Below are 22,690 nucleotides of genomic sequence, written 5' to 3'. Positions count from 1 at the left end.
TAGCTGGACTCGGCGGCGCAGGCGCCGGGCGCGGCAATCGTCGAAAGGACACGAATCGTCACCTCGGAGCAATCATCCGTGGCGAACGGCTCACCGAAGGCCAGGACCGCGGCGCAGTCGATGGTCGTGTCGGCCGGGCAGCTCAGCACCGGCGGGGTGTTGTCCTGCTTGGTGATCGTCCGCGAGCAGGTGTCGGCGTTGCCGCAGGCGTCCGTTGCCACCCAGGTGCGGGTGTAACTGGACTCGGCCGGACAGGCGCCCGGTGTGGCGATCGTCGACAGCACACTGATCGTCACATCGGAGCAGTTGTCGGTCGCCGAGGGCTGGCCGAAGTTCACCGCGGCGGCGCAGTCGATGACGGTGTCGGCGGCGCAGGTGATCACCGGCGGGGTGTTATCCTGGATCCGGATCGCTTGATCGCAGGTGACAATGTTGCCGCAGTCATCGGTCGCCGTCCAGGTACGGGTCACCGTCTTCTCGGCCGGACAATTGCCGGGCACGGTGTCCTGTGTGACGGTCACGGTCAGCGCGTTGTCGCAGTTGTCGTCAAACGACGGAGTCCCGAACGGCAGTCCGGTGGCCGTGCAGTTGATTGTGGTATCGTTCGGACAGGAGACGACTGTCGGATCCTCGGTATCGTCCACAGTGACCGTGTAGGTGCAGGTGTCGGCGCAGCCGAGCGTCGGCTCGGACACAATCAGGCGCAGTTCAAAATCGGCGCCGCAGGTGTCGCCGGCGCTGACGCTGACCGATTGTCCGGTGCTCGAGCCAGAAATGCTGCCGTTGCCCGAGATTGTCCACTGGTAGCTGAAGTTGCCCGTCGGGCCGGAGTATGTGTGTCCGGTCGAGGAGGGGCAGACTTCCAGCGGTCCCTGAATGCCGCAGCTGGGCTTCGGAACAACGACCAGGATCGCGGTGCAGCTCGTCTCCGTGCCTTCGGCGTCGGTGATCGTCACGGTGTAGGTGCCGGCGTCGCCGGGCACGGCGTTGGTGATCGAAATGCAGGAGTCCGTGCCGCAGGGGCAACCCGGGCCGGACCACGAGTACGTGTAGGGCCCCGCGCCGCCGCTCACGTCGACGCAGAAGGCCGCGTTGCTGCCCTCACAGATCATGAGACTGTCGGGGCTCATGCTGCAGATGAGGGGAGGGGTGCAGACCGTGGCCGCCGACAGCGAGCGGTCGGTGTTGCCCAGGTTCGGCGTCGGGCAATCGGCCTCGGCAAACCCTTCCCAGTCGATCAGGCGCATATGATAGGGGGAACCGCTGATACCGCCGGCCGAGCGCGCCACCGCGCCCAGCGAGGCGCATGGCACGGTGTTGCCGCCGGCATCCTTGCATCCCCAATCCTCGCGGCTGGCGATGTGGCCGCCCCAGGCCAGCACCACGTTCTCGCCGGCCGGATCGATCACCACGACCATCCGCGCCTCAGACTGCGAGGCGGTCAGAACGCCCTCTTCGCTCTCCACACACTTGTTGCCGTTGCCGGTGCCGAGGGGATAGTCGGCATAGTACATGTTGACGATCGTGCCGCCCCAGATGCGCATCTGGCGTTCCACCGCGGGCAGACCCGCGCAGGCAGTCTGCGGCTGAATACCGTTGGGCAGATCGCCATAGGGGTCATCGCAGTCGGGGCAGGGGATCGTATAGGCATGCGTCCAATCGTTGATCGCCCCCCCGGCCAGCGCGGTGCCGTAGGTGGGATCGGGGAAGTACGAATCCACGTTGTGATTGCCGGTGTACTGGCACGCCGACCCCGGAATGTGCAGACGGTTGTAGCTGGTCAGAAAATCGATCGCGTGGGCGCCGCTGTGCTTGATGTCATATCCCAGCACAATTCGGATCGTGTCGCTTCCGGTGTAGCAGTCGACCGGGATGTTCTCGATCCGCGCGCGGTAGGGGATCGACCAGCCCTCTTCGAGATGGCCCTGCTGTTCGCCGACGTTGCCATTCTGCCAATTCGGCGATCCGTCAGTTTCGTCGGGGCTTGTCGCCGATCCATTGCGCAACTGATCCAGATCGATTTGCATCGGCGCGGCGATCGCGTCCGGCGACATGATCGTCATCGTCGTCGACGGCTCCAACTGCGCCTCAACCTGCGCCGCGGCCAAACCGGGCACCAGCATGATGGCCAAGACCAGCCATAGCACGCCCGGCCGGGTACAGCCACTTTCGGTTCGCATTGTCCTCCTCCTTAGGGTGGGTAAGTACAGCGTTCCTCACATTACAAGTCAGATGATCCAGAGTTGGTGGGCGGAGACGGTTTTCTGCTTCGTCGCATCCGCCGTGTCGACTACATACAGGTTGCCACCTGCTGTCTCGGCGCACGCTCAAAACGAGCGACTTACGCGACTCCAGCCAGATCAGGTCTTTAGTCTGTCTGAGACTGCTGTACTACTGCCGACGAACTGCTGATTCAACGAGGCAAAACCGAGCACGATGTCTAGCATGTATGTAAGTGGCCCCCTTGACAGCACTTCAGACTGTCAGCTATAGCACAACGCTAACGCGGGGGGTGACGTAATGTCAAATAAAATCGATACTCGCCCGCAGGTGGGCGCAGGGTGGGCAAGCCATCGGGTTAAGGAATGCGCGTATCCCGCTGATTTGCAGGGCGATACGATCCGCCTCGCCATGGTCAGCCGTCACGCCCCCCCGGAGTGATCCCCTGATCGGAGATAATCGCGGTTACCAAGTCAGACGGTGTCAGATCGAAGGCGGGAGAATAGATCTTCGCGCCGGGAGGCGCCAGACGCACCGGCCCGACATTGCTCACCTCGGTCGATGATCGCTCCTCGATCGGGATGTGCCGACCGTTCGGCAAGGCGGGATCGAAAGTGGAGGTGGGGGCGGCCACATAAAACGGGACCCCATGATGGACCGCCAGGACCGCGAGGTTGTAGGTGCCAATCTTGTTGACCACGTCCCCATTGGCGGCGATCCGGTCGGCACCGACGATCACCGCGTCGATCCGTTGCTTGGCAAACAGCGACGCGGCAGTGTTGTCGGTGATCAAGGTGCAGGGCACCCCTTGTTGCATCAACTCCCACATCGTCAGCCGCGCGCCCTGCCAGACCGGACGCGTTTCATCGGCGAAGACATGCAGACGCACCCCCCGCGCATGGGCGCAGTAGATCGGGGCGAGCGCGGTGCCAATTCCCGACGTCGCCAGCGCTCCGGCGTTGCAATGCGTCAGGATGTTCATGCCGTCGATAAACAGCGGCAGCCCAATCTCGCCGATCTTGCGGCACATCGCCTGGTCTTCGCGGTGGATGGCGATGGCCTCCCGCTCCAGATGGTCTCTCAATCCGGCCGCGTCGTACGCGTCGGACGCAGCCGCGGCGCGCATCATCCGGTCGACCGCCCACATGAGATTGACCGCGGTCGGACGCGCCGCCTTCAGGCGGCGCGCATCCTCGTCCAACTGCGCCCGGACGCGCTCAAGCGATGCGGCGGCGTCGCTGATCGACAGGACCATGCCGTAGGCCGCGGCCACGCCGATCGCCGGCGCGCCGCGCACCGTCAGATTGCGGATCGCCTCGAAGACATCCATGACGCCGGCGCAGGTCACTGTCGTCACCCGCGTCGGCAGCGCGCGCTGATCGAGCAACTCCAGCGCGCCGTCGCGCCAGGCCAGCGTCTGAAACGTCATCTGGACTTCGGGATTGGACATCGGTTCAAGTATCCGCAATTCTCCGCGCGCGGGAAAGTCAATCTTGCCGCGGCGCCGCGACCGCAAAAAAAAGGGCGGCCACGGCCGCCCTCGCAGATCACTGTTCGGCGCGCTCAATTCCCGCCGGCCGCCACTTTGGGCTCGGGCCCGAGGCAGGCGCGGCGCAGCGCCGTGCGATAGTCGCGGTTCATCTCCGCGATCACCCGCACCGAAATCTCCTTCGGGCAGACCGCCTCGCACTCAAACGTGTTGGTGCAGGAGCCGAACCCCTCCCTGTCCATCTGCTCGACCATCCTGATCACCCGGATGTCGCGTTCGGGCTGCCCCTGCGGCAGATGCGCCAACTGCGAGATCTTCGCGGCGGTGAAAAGCGAAGCCGACGCGTTCTTGCAGGCGGCCACGCAGGCGCCGCATCCGATGCAGGCGGCGGCGTCCATCGCCAGGTCGGCTTCCTTCTTCGGGATCGGGATCGTGTTTGCGTCAGGCGCATTGCCGGTGCTGACCGAAATGAAACCACCCGCCTGAATGATGCGGTCCAGCGCCGAGCGGTCGACGATCAGGTCGCGCAGGACCGGAAAGGCCCTGGCCCGCCACGGCTCGATACGGATCACGTCGCCGTCTTTGAACCGGCGCATGTGCAGCTGGCAGACGGTCGTGCCGCGATCGCCACCGTGCGGCACGCCGTTGATCACCAGCGAACAGGTCCCGCAGATGCCCTCGCGGCAATCGTGATCAAAGGCAATCGGGTCCTCGCCCTTGGCGATGAGGCCCTCATTGACGACATCGAGCATCTCGAGGAAGGACATGTCCTTGCTGATGCCCTCGGCGTGGTAGGTGACAAACCTGCCCTTGTCCGTGGCGCTCTTCTGACGCCAGACATGCAACGTGAGCTTCATCATCATTTGTAGCTCCTGACTCCGAGCTCGACATTCTCGAATTGCAACGGCTCGACATGCCGCAGCGGCTTGTTGCCGTCGCCCTGATACTCCCAGCAGGCCACGTGGCAGAACCGCTCGTCGTCGCGTTTGGCCTCGCCGTCGGGCGTCTGATGCTCCTCGCGGAAATGCGACCCGCAGGACTCGTCCCGTTCGAGGGCGTCGTAACAGAGCAACTCGCCGAACTCCAGAAAATCGGCGACCCGGCCGGCCCGTTCCAGGGCCACGTTCAATTCCTCGCCGGCGCCGGTCACGATCGCCTCTTTCCAGAACCGCTCGCGCAGCGGCGGTATCTTCGCGAGCGCTTCCTTCAGGCCGGCGGCGTTGCGTCCCATGCCGCAGAGATCCCACATCAGCTTGCCCAATTCGCGATGAAACGAGACCACCGTGCGCGTGCCCTTCAGGCTGACGAGTTTCTGGATGCGCGCCCGGACCTCGGCCTCGGTCTGGCGAAACGCCGCATCGGATGGCGATAACCTGGTCAACTTGGTGGTGGCGAGGTAGTGTCCCAGGGTGTAGGGCAGTACGAAGTATCCGTCGGCTAGCCCCTGCATCAGCGCCGAGGCCCCGAGACGGTTGGCGCCATGGTCGGAGAAGTTCGCCTCGCCGATCACATGCAGCCCGTTAATGTTGCTCATCAGATTGTAATCCACCCACAGGCCGCCCATCGTGTAATGGACCGCCGGGTAGATCCGCATCGGCACCTCGTAGGGGTTCTCGGCCGTGATCTTCTCGTACATCTCGAAGAGATTGCCGTAACGCTCCTCGATGGTCTTGCGGCCGAGGCGCTTGATCGCGTCGGCAAAATCGAGGTAGACGCCGCGTCCAAACTCGCCCACCCCGCGGCCCTCGTCGCAGACCTTCTTGGCCGCGCGCGAGGAAATGTCGCGCGGGGAGAGGTTGCCAAACGAGGGATACATCCGTTCGAGATAGTAGTCGCGCTCGTCCTCGGGAATCTGGTTCGGCGGCCGCTTGTCCCCCGGCCGCTTCGGCACCCAGATGCGCCCGTCGTTGCGCAGCGACTCCGACATCAGCGTCAGTTTTGACTGGTGGTCGCCGGTGACGGGAATGCAGGTCGGATGGATCTGTACATAGCAGGGATTGGCAAACAGCGCGCCGCGCTTGTAGGCGCGGAATGCGGCGGTGACGTTGGCGCCGGCGCACATGGTGGAGAGGAAGTAGAGGTTGCCGTACCCGCCGGTGGCCAGCACGACCGCGTCGGCCGACCAGGATTCGATCCGGCCGGAGACAAGGTCGCGCGTGACAATGCCGCGCACGGTGTTATCGACCACCACCAAATCCAGCATCTCGGTGCGCGGATGCATCCGCACTTTGCCCAGCGCAATCTGGCGCGAGAGCGCGGAATAGGCGCCCAGCAGAAGCTGTTGGCCGGTCTGCCCCCGGGCATAGAATGTGCGCGAGACCTGCGCCCCGCCGAACGACCGGTTGGCCAACAGGCCGCCGTAGTCGCGCGCAAACGGCACTCCCTGCGCCACGCACTGGTCGATGATGTTGACCGAGACTTCCGCCAGACGGTACACATTGGCTTCGCGGGCGCGGAAGTCGCCGCCCTTGATCGTGTCATAGAACAGCCGAAAGACGCTGTCGCCGTCGTTCTGGTAATTCTTGGCGGCGTTGATGCCGCCCTGCGCGGCGATGCTGTGCGCGCGCCGCGGACTGTCCTGGTAGCAGAAGCAGTCGACGTTGTAGCCCAGTTCGGCCAGCGACGCCGCGGCGGAACTGCCCGCCAGGCCCGAGCCCACCACAATCACGGTGAACTTCCGCTTGTTGGCCGGATTGACCAGCTTCATCTCGAACTTGTGCTTGCTCCACTTTTCGGCCAACGGCCCCGAGGGAACACGGCTTGGAGGAACCGGCATAGATCACTCCTGCCTCAGCGGACCACGCCGAGGAGTATCGAAATCGGAATCGAGATATACCCCAACACGAGAATGACCGTAATGACCGTCGCCGCCTTCTCGATCTTCGGCAGCGTGCGCGTGCTCGCCCAGCCGGCGGTCTGGAAGACGCTGGCGATGCCATGCGACAAGTGGAAACCCAGCAGGATCATGGCGACGACATACGAGACGCTGATGAGCGGATTGGAGAACCCGGCGATCACCATGGCATGAATGTCGGGACGCCCGCCGGCATCCAGCATCCTCTGGTACTGCGGATTGGTGATCTTCCAGGTGTAGTGGGCCAGGTGGTAGACGACGAACGCCAGCACCATCAGCCCGGAGTAGACCATCGTGCGTGAGGCCAGTGTGGCGCGCACCGCCCGTTTCTGGGCGTAATCGATCGGCCGGGCGGCGTTGTTCAGCAGGGTGAGACGGATGGTGACCACGATGTGCACGATCGCGGTCAGGGCGATCACCGCCCGCACCAGCCACAGCAGGGCCGGGAACGCGCGCAGTTTTTCGCCATAGGCGTTGAAGACCTCCGGTCCCAGAAAGACCTGAAGGTTGCCGATCATGTGCCCGATGACAAACAGCAGCAGGATGACGCCGGTGAGGGCGACGATGATCTTCAGACTGACGGTCGAATTCCACATACAGGGATCCCACGGGCGCCGGACGTGCCGCATGGCGCAGTTGCGAGCAATTCGGGGTGCATTCGATTGAAGGCGGTTGCTGACATGGGCTTAAACCATCCCCGTCGAGGCGGGAGATCGAGGATATTGCCGCCCTCGTTTCCGTACAAGGGGTTTTTGCCCCTCTCTGGCAATTTCGTCGCTTCAAAATGACACGGCCGCCGGACCCGCTGGTCCGGCGGCCGCATCGGATGGGAGCCCGGCTAACTGCGTCCGGTCTTGAGAATGTTGGTCACCAGTTGCTTTTTGATCTGCGAGCGCTTGGCGCCCTTGGCGATCCCCGATGGAAAGCGCGCGCCGACGTTGTCGAGAAAGGAGTCGACCTCGCGCTCGATCGCGCTTTTGGCGAGTTCGGGATGGGTGCGAAAGATGACCGTGTGCAGCGCCCGGCGGATGACGCTGGCGACCGAGGTGCCGTCCTTGCGCGCCATCTTGCGCAGAATCGACAGTTCGTCGGGATTGAGGATGAGGGAAAACGGCTGCTTCGGGCCGGCGGGTTTGCGTCCGCGGCGTGTCACGCGACGCCGCGGCCGTCCCGCTGCAGTTCGCGCGCCCGCCTCCATACTGCGTTTAGCGGTTCTGGGTGACATCCTGATTCCTTGGATTGGGGTTGATGAATCGGACCTGTTAACTGACGGAACGTATATAATCACCGCGGAAGTCGCGCCGTCAATCGAAATCGACACAACTGAGCACACATGCGTCCGATGCGATGGCAAAACCTTGCCAGGTCATAGTTGCACCATAACGGCTCCCGTAGCATAAGCACGGCGCCCATATTGCTTTACGCCTTGATGGGACGATTAGTTCCCCGGCCACGGATCACGGTTTGGCGACGATCCGCTCTTCACAGAGAATCGTGTAGTAATCGTTAAAGCGAATGTCGCGCGGGCGTTCGGCCATCCCGCTGAAACGAAACTCGGTACGCGGCCCGGTCACTTCGAGAAGGCGTGTACGCTGACCGTCCTCGTAAACGATCGTGATCGGCATGAAGGCGCGAAAGGCGGAGTCGACGTTGAATTGATCGATGCGCACGCGCGCGGTCCATGTCCCATCGTCGGCGCGCTCCCGCTCCCAGGAGTACTCATAGCGGGGAATCTGCGTGCCATAAACCCACTGGTCGAAAAACCACTGCATGTCCGCGCCGACATGCCGTTCCACCACCGCTTGAAAATCCCGCGTCGTTGCGTCGCGATGGGCAAACGACGACACATAGTCGCGCATCATCGCCAGAAATCGATCGTCGGAGCCGCGCTCGTAATCGTACATCATATTGCGCAGCATGTGCAGCACATAGGCGCCCTTCGAATACACCAGCTTGCTGTAGGAGCCTGGCGAGCGCATCGACGAGCAGCGGGTCCCCAGCCAGATCGGCGCCGCGGACGGTCCCTCATGCCAAAACTCATGGCCCCCAACCTGCAGGATATTATCGCGCCAGTCCTTCAGGAGTTCATAGAACACTTTCGCGCCGGGATTGCGCGCCTGCACATACATTGCCCCGGCGTACTCGGCAAATCCCTCCGACAGCCACTGGTCATGATACGTGGACCAGCCAACCAGATGGCCGAACCACTGATGCGCCACCTCATGGGCACGGAACGCGTCGGTGATCCCCTTGCGGCTGGTCTCAAACGAGTACCAGGCCAAATGCAAAAGTTGCGGGAATCCCTGGCCGTGAATCGCCGGAATCTCGGTGGCGGCCAGGTGCGGCCAGGGGTAGGGCCCGAAGGAGCGGCTGAAGAGACGCACCGCCCCTTCGATGTCCTCCGCCACCGCCTTTTTGATGTCGCCGGCAAACAGGCCGGTGGGATGATTGCGGCTCCGATAGATGTCCAGACGCGTTCCTTCCATCATCGTCGAAGTGAGAATATCGAAACTGCCGTAGTTGAACGAGACAAAGCAGGAGGGGTTGTAGGTCCGCCAGACCTTCGTTCGCCAGTCTCCCTGCACGCTGTCCGACAACAATTCCCCCGACGAAACCAGTTCATAGTGTTTGGGGAAGGTGAACGCGGTGCGGTAGCGCGCGCGTTCCAGCGGCCGTCCAACCGGCACCCAGCGGGTGGTGTACCGGATCGCGAAGTCGCCCCACGGATACTTGTTCAGCAGCTGATCGCCCCGGTAGAAGAAACGCAGGTCGGTGGTGTCGCCGCGGCGCAGCGGCTCGGGGATGCGCAGGACCAGCCAGCCGGCCTTGTCATTGTAGATGAAGGGGAGAGGACGGCCGTCGAGGAGAATCGAGTCGACATCCAGACGCGGCGCGAGCGTCACCGCCATGTCGCCGAACCGGTCGCGGCGCGGCACGACCTTCGCGATGACATCGAGCTCCACCTTGGCCGAGGATCGGATGAGCACACGGGAATCGTACTCGACGATCGCAAATCCGCCGTTGACCAGCGCGGCGCGCGCGCCGGATTCGTCGGGCCGACGGCGACGGTCGTAGGAGCAGACAAGATCGAACGCTCCCTGGTCCGGCGTGCCTTGCGGCCGACGCAGCAGGTTGATGGCTTCCTCGTTTTCCTCATCCAGGATGAAGTGCAGCTGACGTTGGCCGGCCAGATCGGCCGCCAGATAGAGGAAGGTGTTCGGCGCCGGATCGCGCAGCAGCATCCGCCACCCCTGCGCCGCGAGATTGGCGGCGAGATCGTCGTTGGCGGTCTCCTCCCACTGACGCACCGCGCCGGCGCGCGGCAGACGCGGTTCCGTCACCAGCGTATCGAGGCAGGCCCACAACCCCGCGGCCGTCAGTGAATCGAAGAAGCGGGCATACAGGCGCATAAATGAGGACTCGAGGATGCTGTCGCCGCAGAAACGGGCCAGTTGCCCGCGCTCGATTCCGGTGGGTGGCTCATACCGCAGTCGGCCTTGACCGGTGAAGTAGCATCCGGTGGGACGCCCGCCGACCGTCTGCAACAGATGGATGGTTCCCGACTCAAAGATCCAGGTCCCCAGATCGCCGGCCCATGCGGCCCCGGCACGGACCGCGTACACCCGCGCCGGATCGATCGTCGGATGGTCAAGCGAGTCGTAAACCGCCTGATCCCAGCCGGCAATCCGGGTGATTGTCTTGGCCGATAGATCATCGGCCGCGCACAGACTGATCGCCAGGATGATGAGACGCCCGATCCGACCGCATTGGCGCCGTTTGATGGTCGTTGTGGCAGTCATCGGGGTGGATGATAGACGATCGCGGCGGATCCGCCAACGGAATCCGGCCGCCTAAGATGCGAAACGCGCCGCGGTGGCGGCGCGTTCCACAAGTCATCAGCGTCAGACGCTACGGGTTGCAGGGGTCGCAGAAGTTGACGGCCGGGTTTTCGCCGCGGAACGCGACTCCGACCACGCGGACCACGTCGATCACACTGGTCGCCCCATCGCAATTAACGTCCGCGCGTCCCGCCGGAGCGTGCGGGCAGGAGGCATCGATCGTGGGTGTGGCGCCGCGGAAAGCGATGCTGACCGTCTCAATGACGTCCAGCACGTTGACCGAGCCGTCGCACGACGGATCGGCGTGGCAGGTGCAGTCGCAAGTGGCGTAGTCAACGGTCACCACATGCGGCGGCGTGGTCACGCTCTGCTGGCCGTGCGCGTCGGTGGAACGCAGCGTGTAGAAGTAGTCACCCGGCGCCTTGCCCGTGACCGGGTAGGTGCTGGCGGGTGTCGCCGCTTCCAGTTCGACCTCAGAGGCAAAGGTCACGACCGGCGAAATGTTGTCGATCCAGACGCCGTCCCACAGTTCGGCGCCGTCGGTCTCATACGAGAAGCGGATGAGTACCTCTTCGCCGATGTACGGGGTCAGCGGGAACTTGGCCTCGACAAAATTGCCGCCCGAAGAGCCGGTGATGCCGTTGCCGCGATTGGTTCCGTGCGGGTTGGTGTTGGTGGTGACGTTCCCGGGCAAAGTGTACCAGTTCGCGCCGAAGTCATTGGACACCTCGGCGTAGGCATAGTCCCAGTCGGTCTCGATGTTGTACCACATCCGCGCCCGGAGCGTGTCGCCCGCCGCCGGGCGATAGTAGTTCCGGGCCACCAGCCGGGCACGCCGGTTGTTGCTGGAGCCGCCCCAGAAACTCTCGGTGCTGTTGTAGCCGCGCGTCGGCGACAAACTGAAACCGCCGAGATTCCAGTGGCTGTCATCGTCGGTGAAGTCGGTGATCACCGCGCGGCCGACGAGTTCGGTCAGACGGAAGGCGACCGCGCCATTGAGGCCGCCCGGGTCGGACCAGGTCAGCGTGTAGTCGGGGACCGTCACGGTGTCGGGTGAGACCCAGGTCGGCATCACCGGCGGGAGAATGCGCTGCGGCGAGTCAGCCAGATCGATCAGGAGCAGATTGCCCGGTATATTCTCGTTGACCAGTGTCGGGATGCGCGCCGGATTCGGCCAGAACCCGTCGCTGCCCGAACCGACTTCGGGCGTAAACGACAGGATTCCTTCGGAAAAGTACATCCAGTCGTCCGAATCGCCGTTGGTCACATACAGCGCCCAACCCGGCTGCGGGCTGTAGCCGTTGAAACTGGTGACCGAGTCCCCCATCGCGCGAAACAGCGGCTCGTCGGCGGTATAGAACTCGTCATACCCCGGGGCCCAGAGAAACAAGTTGGAGTAGGAATGGTAATTGACCGCGATGACGAAGTTGCGGCTCTGCACCCAGTCGCGCACCAACTGATTCTCCGGCTCGGAAAAGGCGCTCGGGCCGCGGTAGGTGTCGCTGGACGGGTTGGGGGAGGAGCCAACATTGTCGAATCCCCACATGTGACCGTAGTTGCGGTTCGGGTCGGTGCCATAGACAATCGTCGGTGTGGTCTGCACAATCCGACGGTTCTTGCGCCACATCCCGCCGCCGGTGGGGCTGATCATCTCATTATAGAGGTAGCCATCCGGGTTGACGAACGGCAGCACATAGATTTCGCGTTCGTTGACCAGCTGCGTGATGACCGGATCAGTGCCGTAGTTGAACATCAGCGTGCGGATCGTGTGCAGGACCACTTCCATGCCGATCGGCTCGCGCGCATGGTGCACGGCGGTAAACAGGATCTCCGGCTCACTCTCATCGACGTCGGGGTTGTCGGAAATCTTGATCGCCCACAGCGGATTGCCCTCATACGAATCACCGATTGAGAATTTCGCGGTGGTGATGGACGGATAGGCGGTGTGAAAGGAGTCGAGCTTCGAGTTGAAGCCGCCCACCGCTTCCGCCCAGGTGAGGAAGCCGCCCATGGTCGCGCTCGACTTGGCGGAATAACTCGCATACCAGTCGGGATCCAGCACGTCGAGTTTGTAGCCGTCGGCGCGCAACCGGTCCAGTTCGTCCGCCGAGACCAGGACCGTGAACGCCCCGGCCGCGTAGTTCGGATGGTCTTCGAGAATGTCCACCCCGCGCGCCAACGCCGCCTCGATCTGACCTTTGCCGGTGATGTTCCAGCGCGCGACGATCTTCTTATTCAGGAATTCCATGTCGGCAGCGTCCAGGGCCCACACCGTTTCCACCGTGCCGGCCAGCGCCGCCAGCATGGCCACAACCAACAATCCTACGCGTACACTGCGCATGCCTCTCTCCCATCCCTACTTAATTGTTATCGACACAACCGCGTGAAATGTGGCGTGGGGAGCCGGGAAGTACGAAAAACGCTGCTCCAAACCACCGTACAGAACGGCCCTGCAACCGGCGGGCCAACACCGGCAAGATACGCCATTCGGGAAACATCACAAGCCGCCATTTTGTGCCGCTTGGACCCACCGGCGGTATGTGATATCTTAATTGTCAGAATGTCTGAACGGACACCAAGCCATTACGATGACGCCGGGCGCGCCCGCATGGTCGACATCGGCGGCAAGTCGCCAAGCCGCCGCACCGCGCGCGCCGAAGGGGAGCTGCGCATCGGCCCCGCCGCCGCCGCCGCGCTTGACCAGGGAACTGTCCCGAAGGGAAACCCCTTCGAAGCGGCGCGGCTGGCCGGCATCGCCGCCGCCAAGAAGACCTCCGACCTGATCCCGCTGTGCCACCCCTTGCGGCTCAATGTCGTCGACATCGACATCACCCATGTCCCGGGCGAGGCCGTCATCCGCGTCGCCGTTTCGGTCTCAGCCGACGAACGCACCGGCGTCGAGATGGAGGCCCTGACCGCCTGCAGCGTCGCGCTGCTGGTGATCTACGACATGCTCAAAGCGATCGACAAGGGGATGGTGCTGGGTCCGATCCGACTGATCGAAAAGACCGGCGGCAAGTCCGACTACACCGCGCCGCCGGCGCCCTGACGCTCAATTGATCGGAAGGCCGATCTGCACAAAGCGCGGGTGGATGGCCCGGACATCGGGCGTCACCAGTTGCAGCGTGTTGTGTGGACGGATGAAAGTGGTGTCGGGAAGCAGGGGATCGCTGAGTTGGCCGGCCCGTGCGGTGAAGAACAAACGCGCAATGCCTCCCGATCCGGGCGCCAGCGGCGGCCGATTCCCGCCCAGATCGGAAATCAACCCGATCAAGACGGTTTGCGCCGTGGAATCAACACGGAAGGTCTTCAGGGCGAAGTACTCCGTGCGCAGCCCAAAGTAGTTGGCCGAGTCAATCCGGTAGTCCGGCCGTCCCTGTCCCCAGCGCAGCGGCAATGTCAACGCCGCGACCGGTCCGGGGTTGTCCAGGCTGACCAGCACTTCCCAGTGGAGGGAGTCGGTACGGTCGGTCTGCACGGTGACCACATACGCGGTCTCGGCCGGCAGCGACGATTGCGCCGCGGCCGGCGCCGGCGCGCACAGCCAGCACGTCAGGCCCAGCAGCAGACCCAGTGCTCGGGATCCATCGGGTTGGCGCATCGGTCTCATTGTACCACTTACACATCCGGAGAACGCAAAGGTTGGCCAGTTTATTGGGACTTTGACATCCGGTCAAGCGCCGCCGGATCCGTGGCGACACTGTCCGGCGGTGGCGATTGGCTCAGTCCCTGCCCGGAGGAACGCCCGCGCCGCTTGCGCTCGCCGGCGTCGGAGTGGATCGTCAACGCCCGTTGGAACAACTCGCGGGCGCGATCATAATGCCCGCGGGTGTCATAGAAGATGCCGGCGCGATACAAGCCGGCGACATAGACCCGCTGCGCGTCGAAGTCGCGGCGGATCGCCTCGGTGGCGTTGAAGAAACGCGACTGGCGTTCAAAATCCTCCTGTTGACGGATCATCCGCGCGTCGACCTGCGGCACCGAGTCGGGGGAGACACGGAAGAAGTGGCCGGCCGGGATGAGGTGATAAATCAGGCGCATCGATGTTTCGGTGAACTCCCAATACACCGGCGCGCCGGCCTGCGCCAATTGAATCGCCCAGCGGTCGACATAGAGTCGCGTCGTGTCGGCCGGGATCGCGATGGCCGCCAGATCGGGAAACTGACGAAAGACCCAGTCGCGATACCAGGCCGCCGGCAGCAGGTCACGGTTGATGACCCGGACATCGGGGCGCCACTGGTCGCAGTACTGCAATCCGCGCAGGACAAAGTCGATGTTGGCGTCGGAGACAAACACCGTCGCGTTCGGTTGCAGATCGGCGGTGGCTTCGGTGCCGTAGTCGTAGGCCAGACGGTGGTCCACCAGATTGCAGTAGGGCGCGTTGATCACCAGCGGCGCGGCGCCCAGCAGCGCCAGCGAGCCCAGCGCCGCGGTGGCCACCGCCACACGCAACCCGCGGGTCGGCATCGGCAGATGCAGATAACTGAACGCCACGATCAATGACGCGATTCCGGCCGCCACCAGAAAGCCGACCATCGCCAGCGCCGCCAGCAGATAGCCGTGAATATCGGGATTGGTCTCATTGAAATCGCTCACCAGCAGCGCCGTGACCGTGACATTGCCAACAATGATGAGCAGCGCCAGAATCGTCCAGCGGCGCGATTTGCGCCACAGGCCCACAATCCCGGCGGCGGTGAGGACTGCGATTCCCCACTGCAACTCATCCAACAGCAGCGCGAAGGATTTTAGCGCGTGGGAGAAGAACGTTCCGGCCCGTGTGGCGATGACGTCATCGAGGGCATCGATGCCGACAACCCCGCCCCATCCCGGCGACGGCGCGCTGGCGGCCCAGCCCCAGTTGAGCGGCGGATTGGCGACGGCACGGATCGGCAGATACAGGTAGACCGAAAGCCCGATAAGGAACATGAGCAGCGCGCCCGCCCAAAGCCAAAGGCCGGTCTGGGCACGGCGCATCAGCAGCGCGAAAAAGATCGCGAACGCCGGCAGGGTGGAGGCGAAGGTGGCGTTGTGCAACCCCAGCCCCAATCCGGCCACCAGTCCCGCCGCCAGCACCCAGCGGGACAGTTGTGGGTCGCCACGGCGCGCGGCACGGTCGGCGCCCGCCGCCAGCGCCAGCATCAGGCAGACTGCCAGGAGGGTCGGCGCATAGACCTCGGCACGCGCCGCCTGCATCCACAGCGTGTAGGTCCCGGCAATTGTGGTCAATGCCACCGCGATCGGCAGGACAATCTCCCACCAGGCGGCCTTGCGCCACCAATGGACAAAGAGCGAATGCCAGACGTAGGCCAAAAATCCCAGCCCGATCGCCGCCGACAACGCCGAGAGGAAATTGACACGATAGAAGATGTCCCCGAACGGCGAGAGCGAGAAGACCCGTCCGATCAGCACATACAGCGGAAACCCCGGACGGTGCGGAATGCCGAGCACGTGGGCATTGGCGGCCAGTTCGCCGGTGTCCCACCAGAACACTGTGCGGCACATCGTCGCGACATACAAAAGCAGTCCGACGATGAAGACCATCGTGGCCAAAAGCCAGGCCGCGTTGGTGGAGCGCTCGCGGTCCCGGTGCAGCTCTTCCAGCGAAGGCGAGTACGACGCAAAGGTGTCAGACAACGGTCAGCGCTCCCGGTTGGGCCGTCTGCGGCCATCTCGCGCCGGCGAAGCCGGCATCTCCTCTATTATCGGACAAATTGCCGCCGGGGTTTGCGACTTTGTGTTGGACGTTGATCTTTTGCCGCCTGAGGGTATTATCCCTGCGGAGCCGATCCCCATGCCCGCCGCCGATCCCGACTACCGCCCCTGGCCCCGCACTGTCCGCATCCGTCCGATCGTCGCCACCATCGGGGTCATCGGTCTGATCCTCGCGCTTCTGTTTCTGACCTGGGCCACCCTAGGTGTGCGAAGCATGCGCCAGGCCCTGGTCGCCGAGACCGAACGCCAGTCGCTGGCGCTTCTGCAGTCGCTGATCCTCGCCTCGCAATACTCTCTGGCCACCGGGACACTGGTCGAACGGCTTGAGCGCGAGACCCAGGCCGAACGGGCCCGCACGCTCTTGGAGCAATTGGCCCCGTCGCGCATCGACACGCGCACGCTGGCCTCGCTGGCGGCCACCCTCGATGTCGATGGCATCAGTGTCTGGGAAGGGGGGAAGGTCATTGCCGCCCCGGCGGAACTGTCGCATCTGATCGCCGCCGATGCCTCCCTGCAACCCGATGCCTGGATGCAGACCGATGAAACCGTGTCGCTGCAGCTGCGCGACAGTCTCGAGCAGATCCGCTGGCATGGGATCGGATTCCTCTCTCGTGGCGGTGCGGCGGCGCTCTGGAACCTGCCGCGTCCCGGCAGCGCCGCCTCGATTTCCGGAGTCGGTGAGCTGATTCAGGAGATCGGGCGGCAGTCAGGCATCAATTACATCGTCCTGCAAGCCCCTGATGGGATTGTCTTTGCCTCGCGTCCTTTAAAGCCACTGTTGAAGTTGGCCGCCGACAGTTTTCTGGTCACGGTGCTGGAGAACGACGCTCCCTCCACCCGCGAAATCATCTTTGAAGGCACCCCGGTGGTCGAGGCCGCCGCCCCGTTTCTCTCCACCGACCTGCCCTCCGGGATGTTCCGTGTCGGCCTGAGTCTGACCGCGGTCGACAATGCCGTCGACCGGCTGACCCTGCAATTTGGTCTCACCGCGCTCCTGTTGATTCTCTTTTCAACCGCCGTCAGCGCCTTTGTGGTCGTGCGACGGTCGTTGCGGGCGCTGGGGCAATCGTATCGGGAAGTGGAGACGCTGACCGGACGGGTTCTCGACGCCATCGATCAGGCGGTGATCGCTGTCGACGGGGAGGGACGCCTGACGATCCTCAACCCGACCGGCGAGCGTTGGTTCGGTGTGGCCATCGCCAACATCCGCGGGCAGCGGTTCGACGCTGTCCTGCCCGCCTCCTTTGGTCTGGACGAGGCGATGGCTTCGGCGCGTCCCCTGCGTGATCGGGAAGTGCGATGCCGCACCGCGCGCGGCGAACGAACGTTCGTCTACTCGGCGACCGCGCTGGTTACCAGCCAGGGGAACCGTGTCGGCGCGGTGGCGGTGGTGCGCGACGAGACCGATGCGCGGGCAATGGCCTTGCAGGTGCGCCGCGCCGAGCGTCTCTCCGCCATGGGTCAGTTGGCCGCCGGAGTCGCCCATGAGATACGCAATCCGTTAAACGCGATCGCGCTGGCCTCGCAACAGTTGAAGCTTGAGCTTTCCGGCTCGCAGAATGCCTCCTTCGCCGACACGATCTGGAATGAATCCAAGCGGTTGAACACCATCGTCGAGGACTTCCTTTCATTGGCACGGCCCTCCAGCCAGCCGCGCAAGACCGTTGACCTCGGCGAATTGACCGGCGAGATCACGCAGATGGCGCGTTTGGAGGCCGACAAGGTTCCCGTCGCGCTCAAAGTGTCGTTGGCCGACGGCTGCAAGGTTGACGGTGTGGCCGACGAACTGCGCAAGGCGGTCTGGAACCTGTTGCGCAATGCCCTGGCCGCCACGCCGGCCGGCGGCACGATTGAAGTCGCGGTTGAACGGGTCGACGGCCAGGTCCGTCTGACGATCGATGACACCGGTTCGGGTATTGCGCCCGAGGCGCTGGCGCGCGTCTTTGAACCCTGGTTCACCACCCGCGCCGGCGGCACCGGATTGGGGTTGGCGATCACGCACCGGATTGTGCAGGATCATGACGGCACCATCGATCTGCTCTCGCCGGTCCCCGGACGCGAGCGCGGCACACGGGCGCTGGTGAAACTGCCGCCGGCGGCCGACAACAAGTAAACCGATGACGATGCTCACCTTTCGCAGCGCCGGTGAATCCCACGGCCCCCAGTTGACCGGCATCCTCGAAGGCATGCCCTCCGGCTTGCGTGTCGATTTCGACCGTCTGGCCCGCGATCTGGCCGAACGGCAGAAGGGATTCGGACGCGGCGGACGGATGAAGATCGAGCAGGACCGTTGCGAGATCACCGCCGGGGTCCGTCATGGGGTGACGCTCGGCTCCCCGATCGCCTTCCGCATCGAAAACAAGGATTGGGCCAACTGGCAGTCGGCGATGGCGGTGACCGAGGAGCGTCCGGCGCCCGCCGGCGAGCGCGAGGCGGAACTGTCCCGTCCGCGCACCGTGCCGCGCCCGGGGCATGCCGATCTCGCCGGAGCGCAGAAGCACCATTGGGCCGATCTGCGCAATGTCCTCGAACGCGCCTCCGCCCGCGAAACGGCCGTCCGCGTGGCCGCCGGCGCCTTCGCCAAGATGCTGCTGTCCGAGTTCGGCGTGGAGACCGCCTGCCATGTCGTGAGGATTGGCGGGGTGGCGCTGCCGCCGACGACCCTGACGGTGGCCGAGATCCGTGCACGCGCCGCCGATTCGGAAGTGCGTTGTATCGACCCCGCGGTTTCGGCGGCGATGTACGACGACATCCGTCAGGCGGCTGCCTCCGCCGACACGCTCGGCGGCGTGATCGAGGTTGTCATCGAAGGCGTGGCGCCGGGGCTGGGCGATCACACGCAGTGGACCACCAAACTCGATGGCCAATTCGCGCAGGCGTTGATGTCAGTGCACTCGATCAAGGCGGTGGAGATCGGCGATGGTGTCGCGCAGGCGGCCCGACGCGGATCGACCGTGCATGACGAGATCCACTATGATCCCTCCCGCGCGCCGCTGGCCTCCGGCTTTTACCGAGCCACCAACCGCGCCGGCGGGCTGGAGGGGGGGCTGTCCAACGGCGCCCCGATCGTCCTGCGCGCCTATGCCAAGCCGATCTCCACGCTCAATAAGCCATTGGCCTCGGTCGACATTCATACCAAGAAGGCCGCCGCCGCCTTCGTCGAGCGCTCCGACATCTGCTCGGTGCCGGCGGCGGCGATCGTCTGCGAGGCGATGGCGGCCCTGACGCTGGCCGATGCCTATCTGACCGCCTTCGGCGCCGGGGCGATGTCCGATCTGCGCGAACGCCTGCGAATCTATCGTTCCCGGATCGACCGTTTCGACGTATAATCGCCAGGACTTGTCCTGATGGCGGCGGACTACGGGTCGCCGCCGGCTGTTCGATTGCCGAAAGGAGCAACGTGAGCGAACGTCTCTTTGCGCCGCTGCTGGTGGGCAACCAGCCGAAGATTTTCGATGACCGGCGACGCGCCGGCGCCGAATTCAACCTGCGTCTGGCGCGCAATCGCCTCGACAAGGGCGCGATCACGCCGGCTGAGTTCGAGCAGGTGGTGGAGCGTACCATCAAAGGGGTCGTCGACGACCAGATCGCCTGCGGTTTCGGGCGCGTCACCGATGGCCGCATCCGCTGGGATGATCCGGTGACGCCGTTTGCCGCCGCGCATGACGGCTTCGCCATCGGCGGACTGATCCGTTTCTTCGACAACAATGTCTACTACCGCCGCCCGACGATTTCCGGTCCGGTGCGGTTTGTGCGCTCGGCGGTCATCGATGACTTTCGTCTCCTGCGCCGTCTGAGCGACCATCCGGTGATGCCGTCGGTCTGCGGGCCGTATTCGCTGGCGCGTTTTTGCATCGATGAGAATTACGGCGGACGCAAGGCGCTCTACGACGACTGCGCCCGTCTGGTGCGCGGCGAACTCGAGGCGCTGGCCGCCGCCGGCGCGGATTGGGTGCAACTGGATGAACCGTTTCTTTCGGTCCACCCCGAGGATGCCGGCGTCGCCGTCGATGCCATCAACGCCGCCATCAGCGGCGTGGGCGTCAAAACATTCGTCTTCACCTACTTCGGTTCACTGGCGCCGGTGGCCGAACGCATCTGGGACATCAACGCCCAGGCCCTCGGCGCCGATTGCGTGACCGCCCCGGAGAACTTCGACATTCTCCAGCGCGGGCCGCGCACGCTCGGACGTGCCTTCGGGCTTGTTGATGCGCGCTCCACCCGGATGGAAAGCCCTGACTGGCTGCAGCAACGATTGGACACGCTCGCCGACGCCGGCGCCGCCCACTGGCCGGTCTGCTGGATCACTCCGTCGGCGGCGCTGGAGTTTCTGCCTTACAAAAACGCCATCGCCAAGATGCGCCTAATCGGCGAGGCGGTCGCGCAGTTTGCGCCCGCGCGCATCGAAGAAACCGTCTGAGCGGCCCTGACCCCCCCAGCCAAAGCGAGCCAACTGATGCTTGAGACCACCAGTGTCGGATCATTCCCCAAGCCCGACTACCTTGTCCGGGCCCGCAACGCCGTCAGCAAGGGGGAGGCGTCGCCCGAATCGCTGCGCCCCCTCGAAGAACAGGCCACCCGCGAGTGGATCAGAATTCAGGAGGATCTCGGCGTCGACATCCTGGTCCACGGCGAAATGGAACGCGGCGACATGACCACGTTTTTCGCTGAGCAGTTGGACGGCTATGGCGTTTCGGGGTTGGTCCGTTCGTACGGCAACCGCTACTATCGCAAGCCCATCATTCAGGAACGCCTGGCGCGTCCCCATGCCATGACCGTCGACTTCTATCGCTGGACCCAGTCGCTCACCGCCCGGCCGGTCAAGGGGATGCTCACCGGGCCGTACACGATGTGCGACTGGTCGTTCGATGAGTTCTATGCGTCCCGCCGCGACGCCGTGCTGGCGTTGGCCGAGATCGTGCATCAGGAAGTGCGTGATCTGGAGGAGGCCGGGGCGCGCTACATCCAGATCGACGAGCCCGCCATCTCGACCCGTCCGGCCGAGATCGATTTGGCGATCGAGGCGATGGGGATTGTCACCGACGGCATCCGCGCCACCACCATCAGCCACATCTGTTACGGCGACTTCGCCCGCATCTACCCGCGCATCCTCGATCTGCCAGTCGATGTGCTCGACCTCGAATTCGCCAACTCACAGTTTGCCAACCTCGAAATCTTCCGCCGGCCGAAGTTCACCAGGAAAATCAGCGTCGGCGTCATCGATGTGCATTCGCACCGCGTTGAAAGCGTGCGTGAAGTCAAGGACGCGATCAAACGCGCCCTGACCGTCTTTGATCCCGAACAGGTCTGGATCGACCCCGACTGCGGCCTGAAGACACGCACGGTGCCCGAGGCGATCGACAAACTGCGCGTCATGGTCGAGGCGACCCGCGAAGTGAAACGGGAACTCGGGCTGGCCTGAGCAATGGCAGAGCCGATGTCCAACGACAGATCCCGTCATCCATTCTTGCAGCGTCTGGCCGACGCGCCGCTGCTGGCCGATGGCGGCATGGGGACGATGCTCTACAGCCGCGGGGTGTCGTTCGAACGCGCATTCGATGCGCTCAATCTCAGCGAGCGCGGCATCGTCCTGGGCATCCATCAAGACTACCTGCGCGCCGGTGCGCAACTGATCGAGACCAACACCTTCGGCGGCAATCGGGTGCGTCTGGCGCACCATGGCCTCGAGGGCCGCGTCCGCGACATCAATTACGAGGGGGCGCGCATCGCCCGCGAGGCGCGCGAAATCATCGGCGCCGATGTCTTTGTCGCCGGCGCGATCGGTCCGCTGGGCAAAAACCTCACGCCGCTGGGGACGATCACGCCGCGCCAGGCACAGGAGGCCTTCGCCGAACAGGCCGCCGCGCTGCTGGAAGGCGGCGTCGATCTGTTCATCATCGAGACCATCTCCGACCCGGCCGAGATGTCGGCCGCGGTTGACGCGATCCGCGCGCTGACCGATCTGCCGATTGTCGCCGAGATGACCTTTACTGACGAGGGCGCCACCTTCACCGGGCGCTCCCCCGAGGAGATCGGCGCTTTTCTCAATGAGCTGCCCGTCGATGTCATCGGCGCCAACTGTTCGGTCGGCCCGCAGGGAATGCTGGAGGTGATCGCGCGTCTGGCGCCGGTTGTGCGCAAGCCGCTGGCGGCGATGCCGAATGCCGGCATGCCGCGGCTGGTCGATGGCCGTTTTGTTTATCCGTCGCATCCGGCCTACTTTGCCGGAATCGCCGGGGCATTTCTGGCGCAGGGGGTGCGTTTAATCGGCGGCTGCTGCGGCACCACCCCGGACCACATCGCCGCGATGCGCGATGTCCTCGCCGGCTGGAGGCCGGCCGCCGCGGGCCCTAAATCGGTGACATTCGTCTCAACGCCGCCGGCCGAACGGTCCGCGGCGGGCGCGACCGCGCGCAGCAAGTCGCGATTCGCCTCTGACCTCGGACGCCGCTTTCAGGTGTCGGTCGAACTCGATCCGCCGAAGGGCACCAATCCGGCCAAGATCATCGACGGGGCGCGTCTTTGCCGCGCCGCCGGCGCCGATGCGGTCAACATCGGCGACTCGCCGATGGCCCG

The 22,690-nt window shown here is 64.3% G+C and carries 16 protein-coding genes; 6 read left to right on the top strand and 10 right to left on the bottom strand.

Going from position 1 to position 22,690, the window contains the following annotated elements; all coding sequences use genetic code 11:
* The 8 genes from VNN55_05185 to VNN55_05150 all read right to left on the bottom strand — a co-directional run.
* Positions 1-2,180 (bottom strand): hypothetical protein (locus tag VNN55_05185; GenBank protein ID HWO56940.1); only part of this gene is annotated, 2,180 nt, incomplete at its 3' end.
* A gap of 455 nt (positions 2,181-2,635) precedes the next feature.
* The gene (mtnA, locus tag VNN55_05180) at positions 2,636-3,670 is read right to left on the bottom strand and encodes an S-methyl-5-thioribose-1-phosphate isomerase (protein HWO56939.1); all 1,035 of its coding nucleotides are present in this window, start codon (positions 3,668-3,670) and stop codon (positions 2,636-2,638) included.
* Between the two features lie 113 nt (positions 3,671-3,783).
* On the bottom strand, positions 3,784-4,566 hold the full coding sequence (locus VNN55_05175; GenBank protein HWO56938.1) for a succinate dehydrogenase/fumarate reductase iron-sulfur subunit: 783 nt from the start codon (positions 4,564-4,566) through the stop codon (positions 3,784-3,786).
* A 2-nt stretch (positions 4,567-4,568) separates the two neighbouring features.
* Entirely contained in the window at positions 4,569-6,485 is a 1,917-nt protein-coding gene (locus tag VNN55_05170; GenBank protein ID HWO56937.1) for a fumarate reductase/succinate dehydrogenase flavoprotein subunit, read from the bottom strand.
* Between the two features lie 14 nt (positions 6,486-6,499).
* The gene (locus VNN55_05165; protein HWO56936.1) at positions 6,500-7,159 is read right to left on the bottom strand and encodes a succinate dehydrogenase cytochrome b subunit; all 660 of its coding nucleotides are present in this window, start codon (positions 7,157-7,159) and stop codon (positions 6,500-6,502) included.
* A 242-nt stretch (positions 7,160-7,401) separates the two neighbouring features.
* Positions 7,402-7,716: a hypothetical protein gene (locus VNN55_05160; GenBank protein ID HWO56935.1), complete on the bottom strand. Its 315-nt coding sequence runs from the start codon at positions 7,714-7,716 to the stop codon at positions 7,402-7,404.
* A 304-nt stretch (positions 7,717-8,020) separates the two neighbouring features.
* Entirely contained in the window at positions 8,021-10,363 is a 2,343-nt protein-coding gene (locus VNN55_05155) for a M1 family aminopeptidase (protein ID HWO56934.1), read from the bottom strand.
* 109 nt (positions 10,364-10,472) lie between these two features.
* A complete protein-coding gene (locus VNN55_05150) occupies positions 10,473-12,743 on the bottom strand; it encodes a M14 family zinc carboxypeptidase (protein HWO56933.1) in 2,271 nt (756 codons plus the stop codon).
* Positions 12,744-12,962: 219 nt separating this feature from the next.
* On the opposite strand from VNN55_05150, the gene moaC reads away from it, so the two are divergent.
* A complete protein-coding gene (gene moaC, locus VNN55_05145; GenBank protein HWO56932.1) occupies positions 12,963-13,451 on the top strand; it encodes a cyclic pyranopterin monophosphate synthase MoaC in 489 nt (162 codons plus the stop codon).
* A 3-nt stretch (positions 13,452-13,454) separates the two neighbouring features.
* Here moaC and VNN55_05140 read toward each other — a convergent pair whose 3' ends face one another.
* Both VNN55_05140 and VNN55_05135 read right to left on the bottom strand, forming a co-directional pair.
* Positions 13,455-14,012 carry a hypothetical protein gene (locus VNN55_05140; GenBank protein HWO56931.1) on the bottom strand — a complete coding sequence of 186 codons (558 nt, stop codon included), beginning with the start codon at positions 14,010-14,012 and terminating at the stop codon, positions 13,455-13,457.
* Between the two features lie 41 nt (positions 14,013-14,053).
* Complete coding sequence (locus VNN55_05135) at positions 14,054-16,036, bottom strand: DUF2723 domain-containing protein (GenBank protein HWO56930.1); 1,983 nt, start codon at positions 16,034-16,036, stop codon at positions 14,054-14,056.
* 157 nt (positions 16,037-16,193) lie between these two features.
* Between VNN55_05135 and VNN55_05130 the strand changes: the two genes are divergently transcribed.
* The 5 genes from VNN55_05130 to VNN55_05110 all read left to right on the top strand — a co-directional run.
* A complete protein-coding gene (locus VNN55_05130; protein HWO56929.1) occupies positions 16,194-18,227 on the top strand; it encodes an ATP-binding protein in 2,034 nt (677 codons plus the stop codon).
* 4 nt (positions 18,228-18,231) lie between these two features.
* Complete coding sequence (gene aroC / locus VNN55_05125) at positions 18,232-19,443, top strand: chorismate synthase (protein ID HWO56928.1); 1,212 nt, start codon at positions 18,232-18,234, stop codon at positions 19,441-19,443.
* Positions 19,444-19,514: 71 nt separating this feature from the next.
* Positions 19,515-20,534 carry a hypothetical protein gene (locus VNN55_05120; GenBank protein ID HWO56927.1) on the top strand — a complete coding sequence of 340 codons (1,020 nt, stop codon included), beginning with the start codon at positions 19,515-19,517 and terminating at the stop codon, positions 20,532-20,534.
* 36 nt (positions 20,535-20,570) lie between these two features.
* Positions 20,571-21,536 (top strand): methionine synthase, encoded by a 966-nt coding sequence (locus tag VNN55_05115; protein ID HWO56926.1) that lies wholly within the window; start codon positions 20,571-20,573, stop codon positions 21,534-21,536.
* A 15-nt stretch (positions 21,537-21,551) separates the two neighbouring features.
* The coding region (locus VNN55_05110) for a homocysteine S-methyltransferase family protein (GenBank protein HWO56925.1) at positions 21,552-22,690 on the top strand (1,139 nt) is incomplete at its 3' end.

The sequence above is a fragment of the bacterium genome (assembly GCA_035559435.1).
Classification (GTDB): Bacteria; Zixibacteria; MSB-5A5; order WJJR01; family WJJR01; genus JACQFV01.
Note: the sequence above shows the minus strand (reverse complement) of the source record. Positions and strands in the feature narration are given on the sequence as shown.

Excerpts from the sequence above, each read along its gene's own strand:
- VNN55_05140 (HWO56931.1), bottom strand. The coding sequence starts at position 14,012 with ATGAGACCGATGCGCCAACCCGATGGATCCCGAGCACTGGGTCTGCTG.
- mtnA (HWO56939.1), bottom strand. The coding sequence starts at position 3,670 with ATGTCCAATCCCGAAGTCCAGATGACGTTTCAGACGCTGGCCTGGCGC.
- VNN55_05155 (HWO56934.1), bottom strand. The coding sequence starts at position 10,363 with ATGACTGCCACAACGACCATCAAACGGCGCCAATGCGGTCGGATCGGG.
- VNN55_05130 (HWO56929.1), top strand. The coding sequence starts at position 16,194 with ATGCCCGCCGCCGATCCCGACTACCGCCCCTGGCCCCGCACTGTCCGC.
- VNN55_05115 (HWO56926.1), top strand. The coding sequence starts at position 20,571 with ATGCTTGAGACCACCAGTGTCGGATCATTCCCCAAGCCCGACTACCTT.
- VNN55_05165 (HWO56936.1), bottom strand. The coding sequence starts at position 7,159 with ATGTGGAATTCGACCGTCAGTCTGAAGATCATCGTCGCCCTCACCGGC.
- aroC (HWO56928.1), top strand. The coding sequence starts at position 18,232 with ATGACGATGCTCACCTTTCGCAGCGCCGGTGAATCCCACGGCCCCCAG.
- VNN55_05170 (HWO56937.1), bottom strand. The coding sequence starts at position 6,485 with ATGCCGGTTCCTCCAAGCCGTGTTCCCTCGGGGCCGTTGGCCGAAAAG.
- VNN55_05175 (HWO56938.1), bottom strand. The coding sequence starts at position 4,566 with ATGAAGCTCACGTTGCATGTCTGGCGTCAGAAGAGCGCCACGGACAAG.
- moaC (HWO56932.1), top strand. The coding sequence starts at position 12,963 with ATGTCTGAACGGACACCAAGCCATTACGATGACGCCGGGCGCGCCCGC.
- VNN55_05150 (HWO56933.1), bottom strand. The coding sequence starts at position 12,743 with ATGCGCAGTGTACGCGTAGGATTGTTGGTTGTGGCCATGCTGGCGGCG.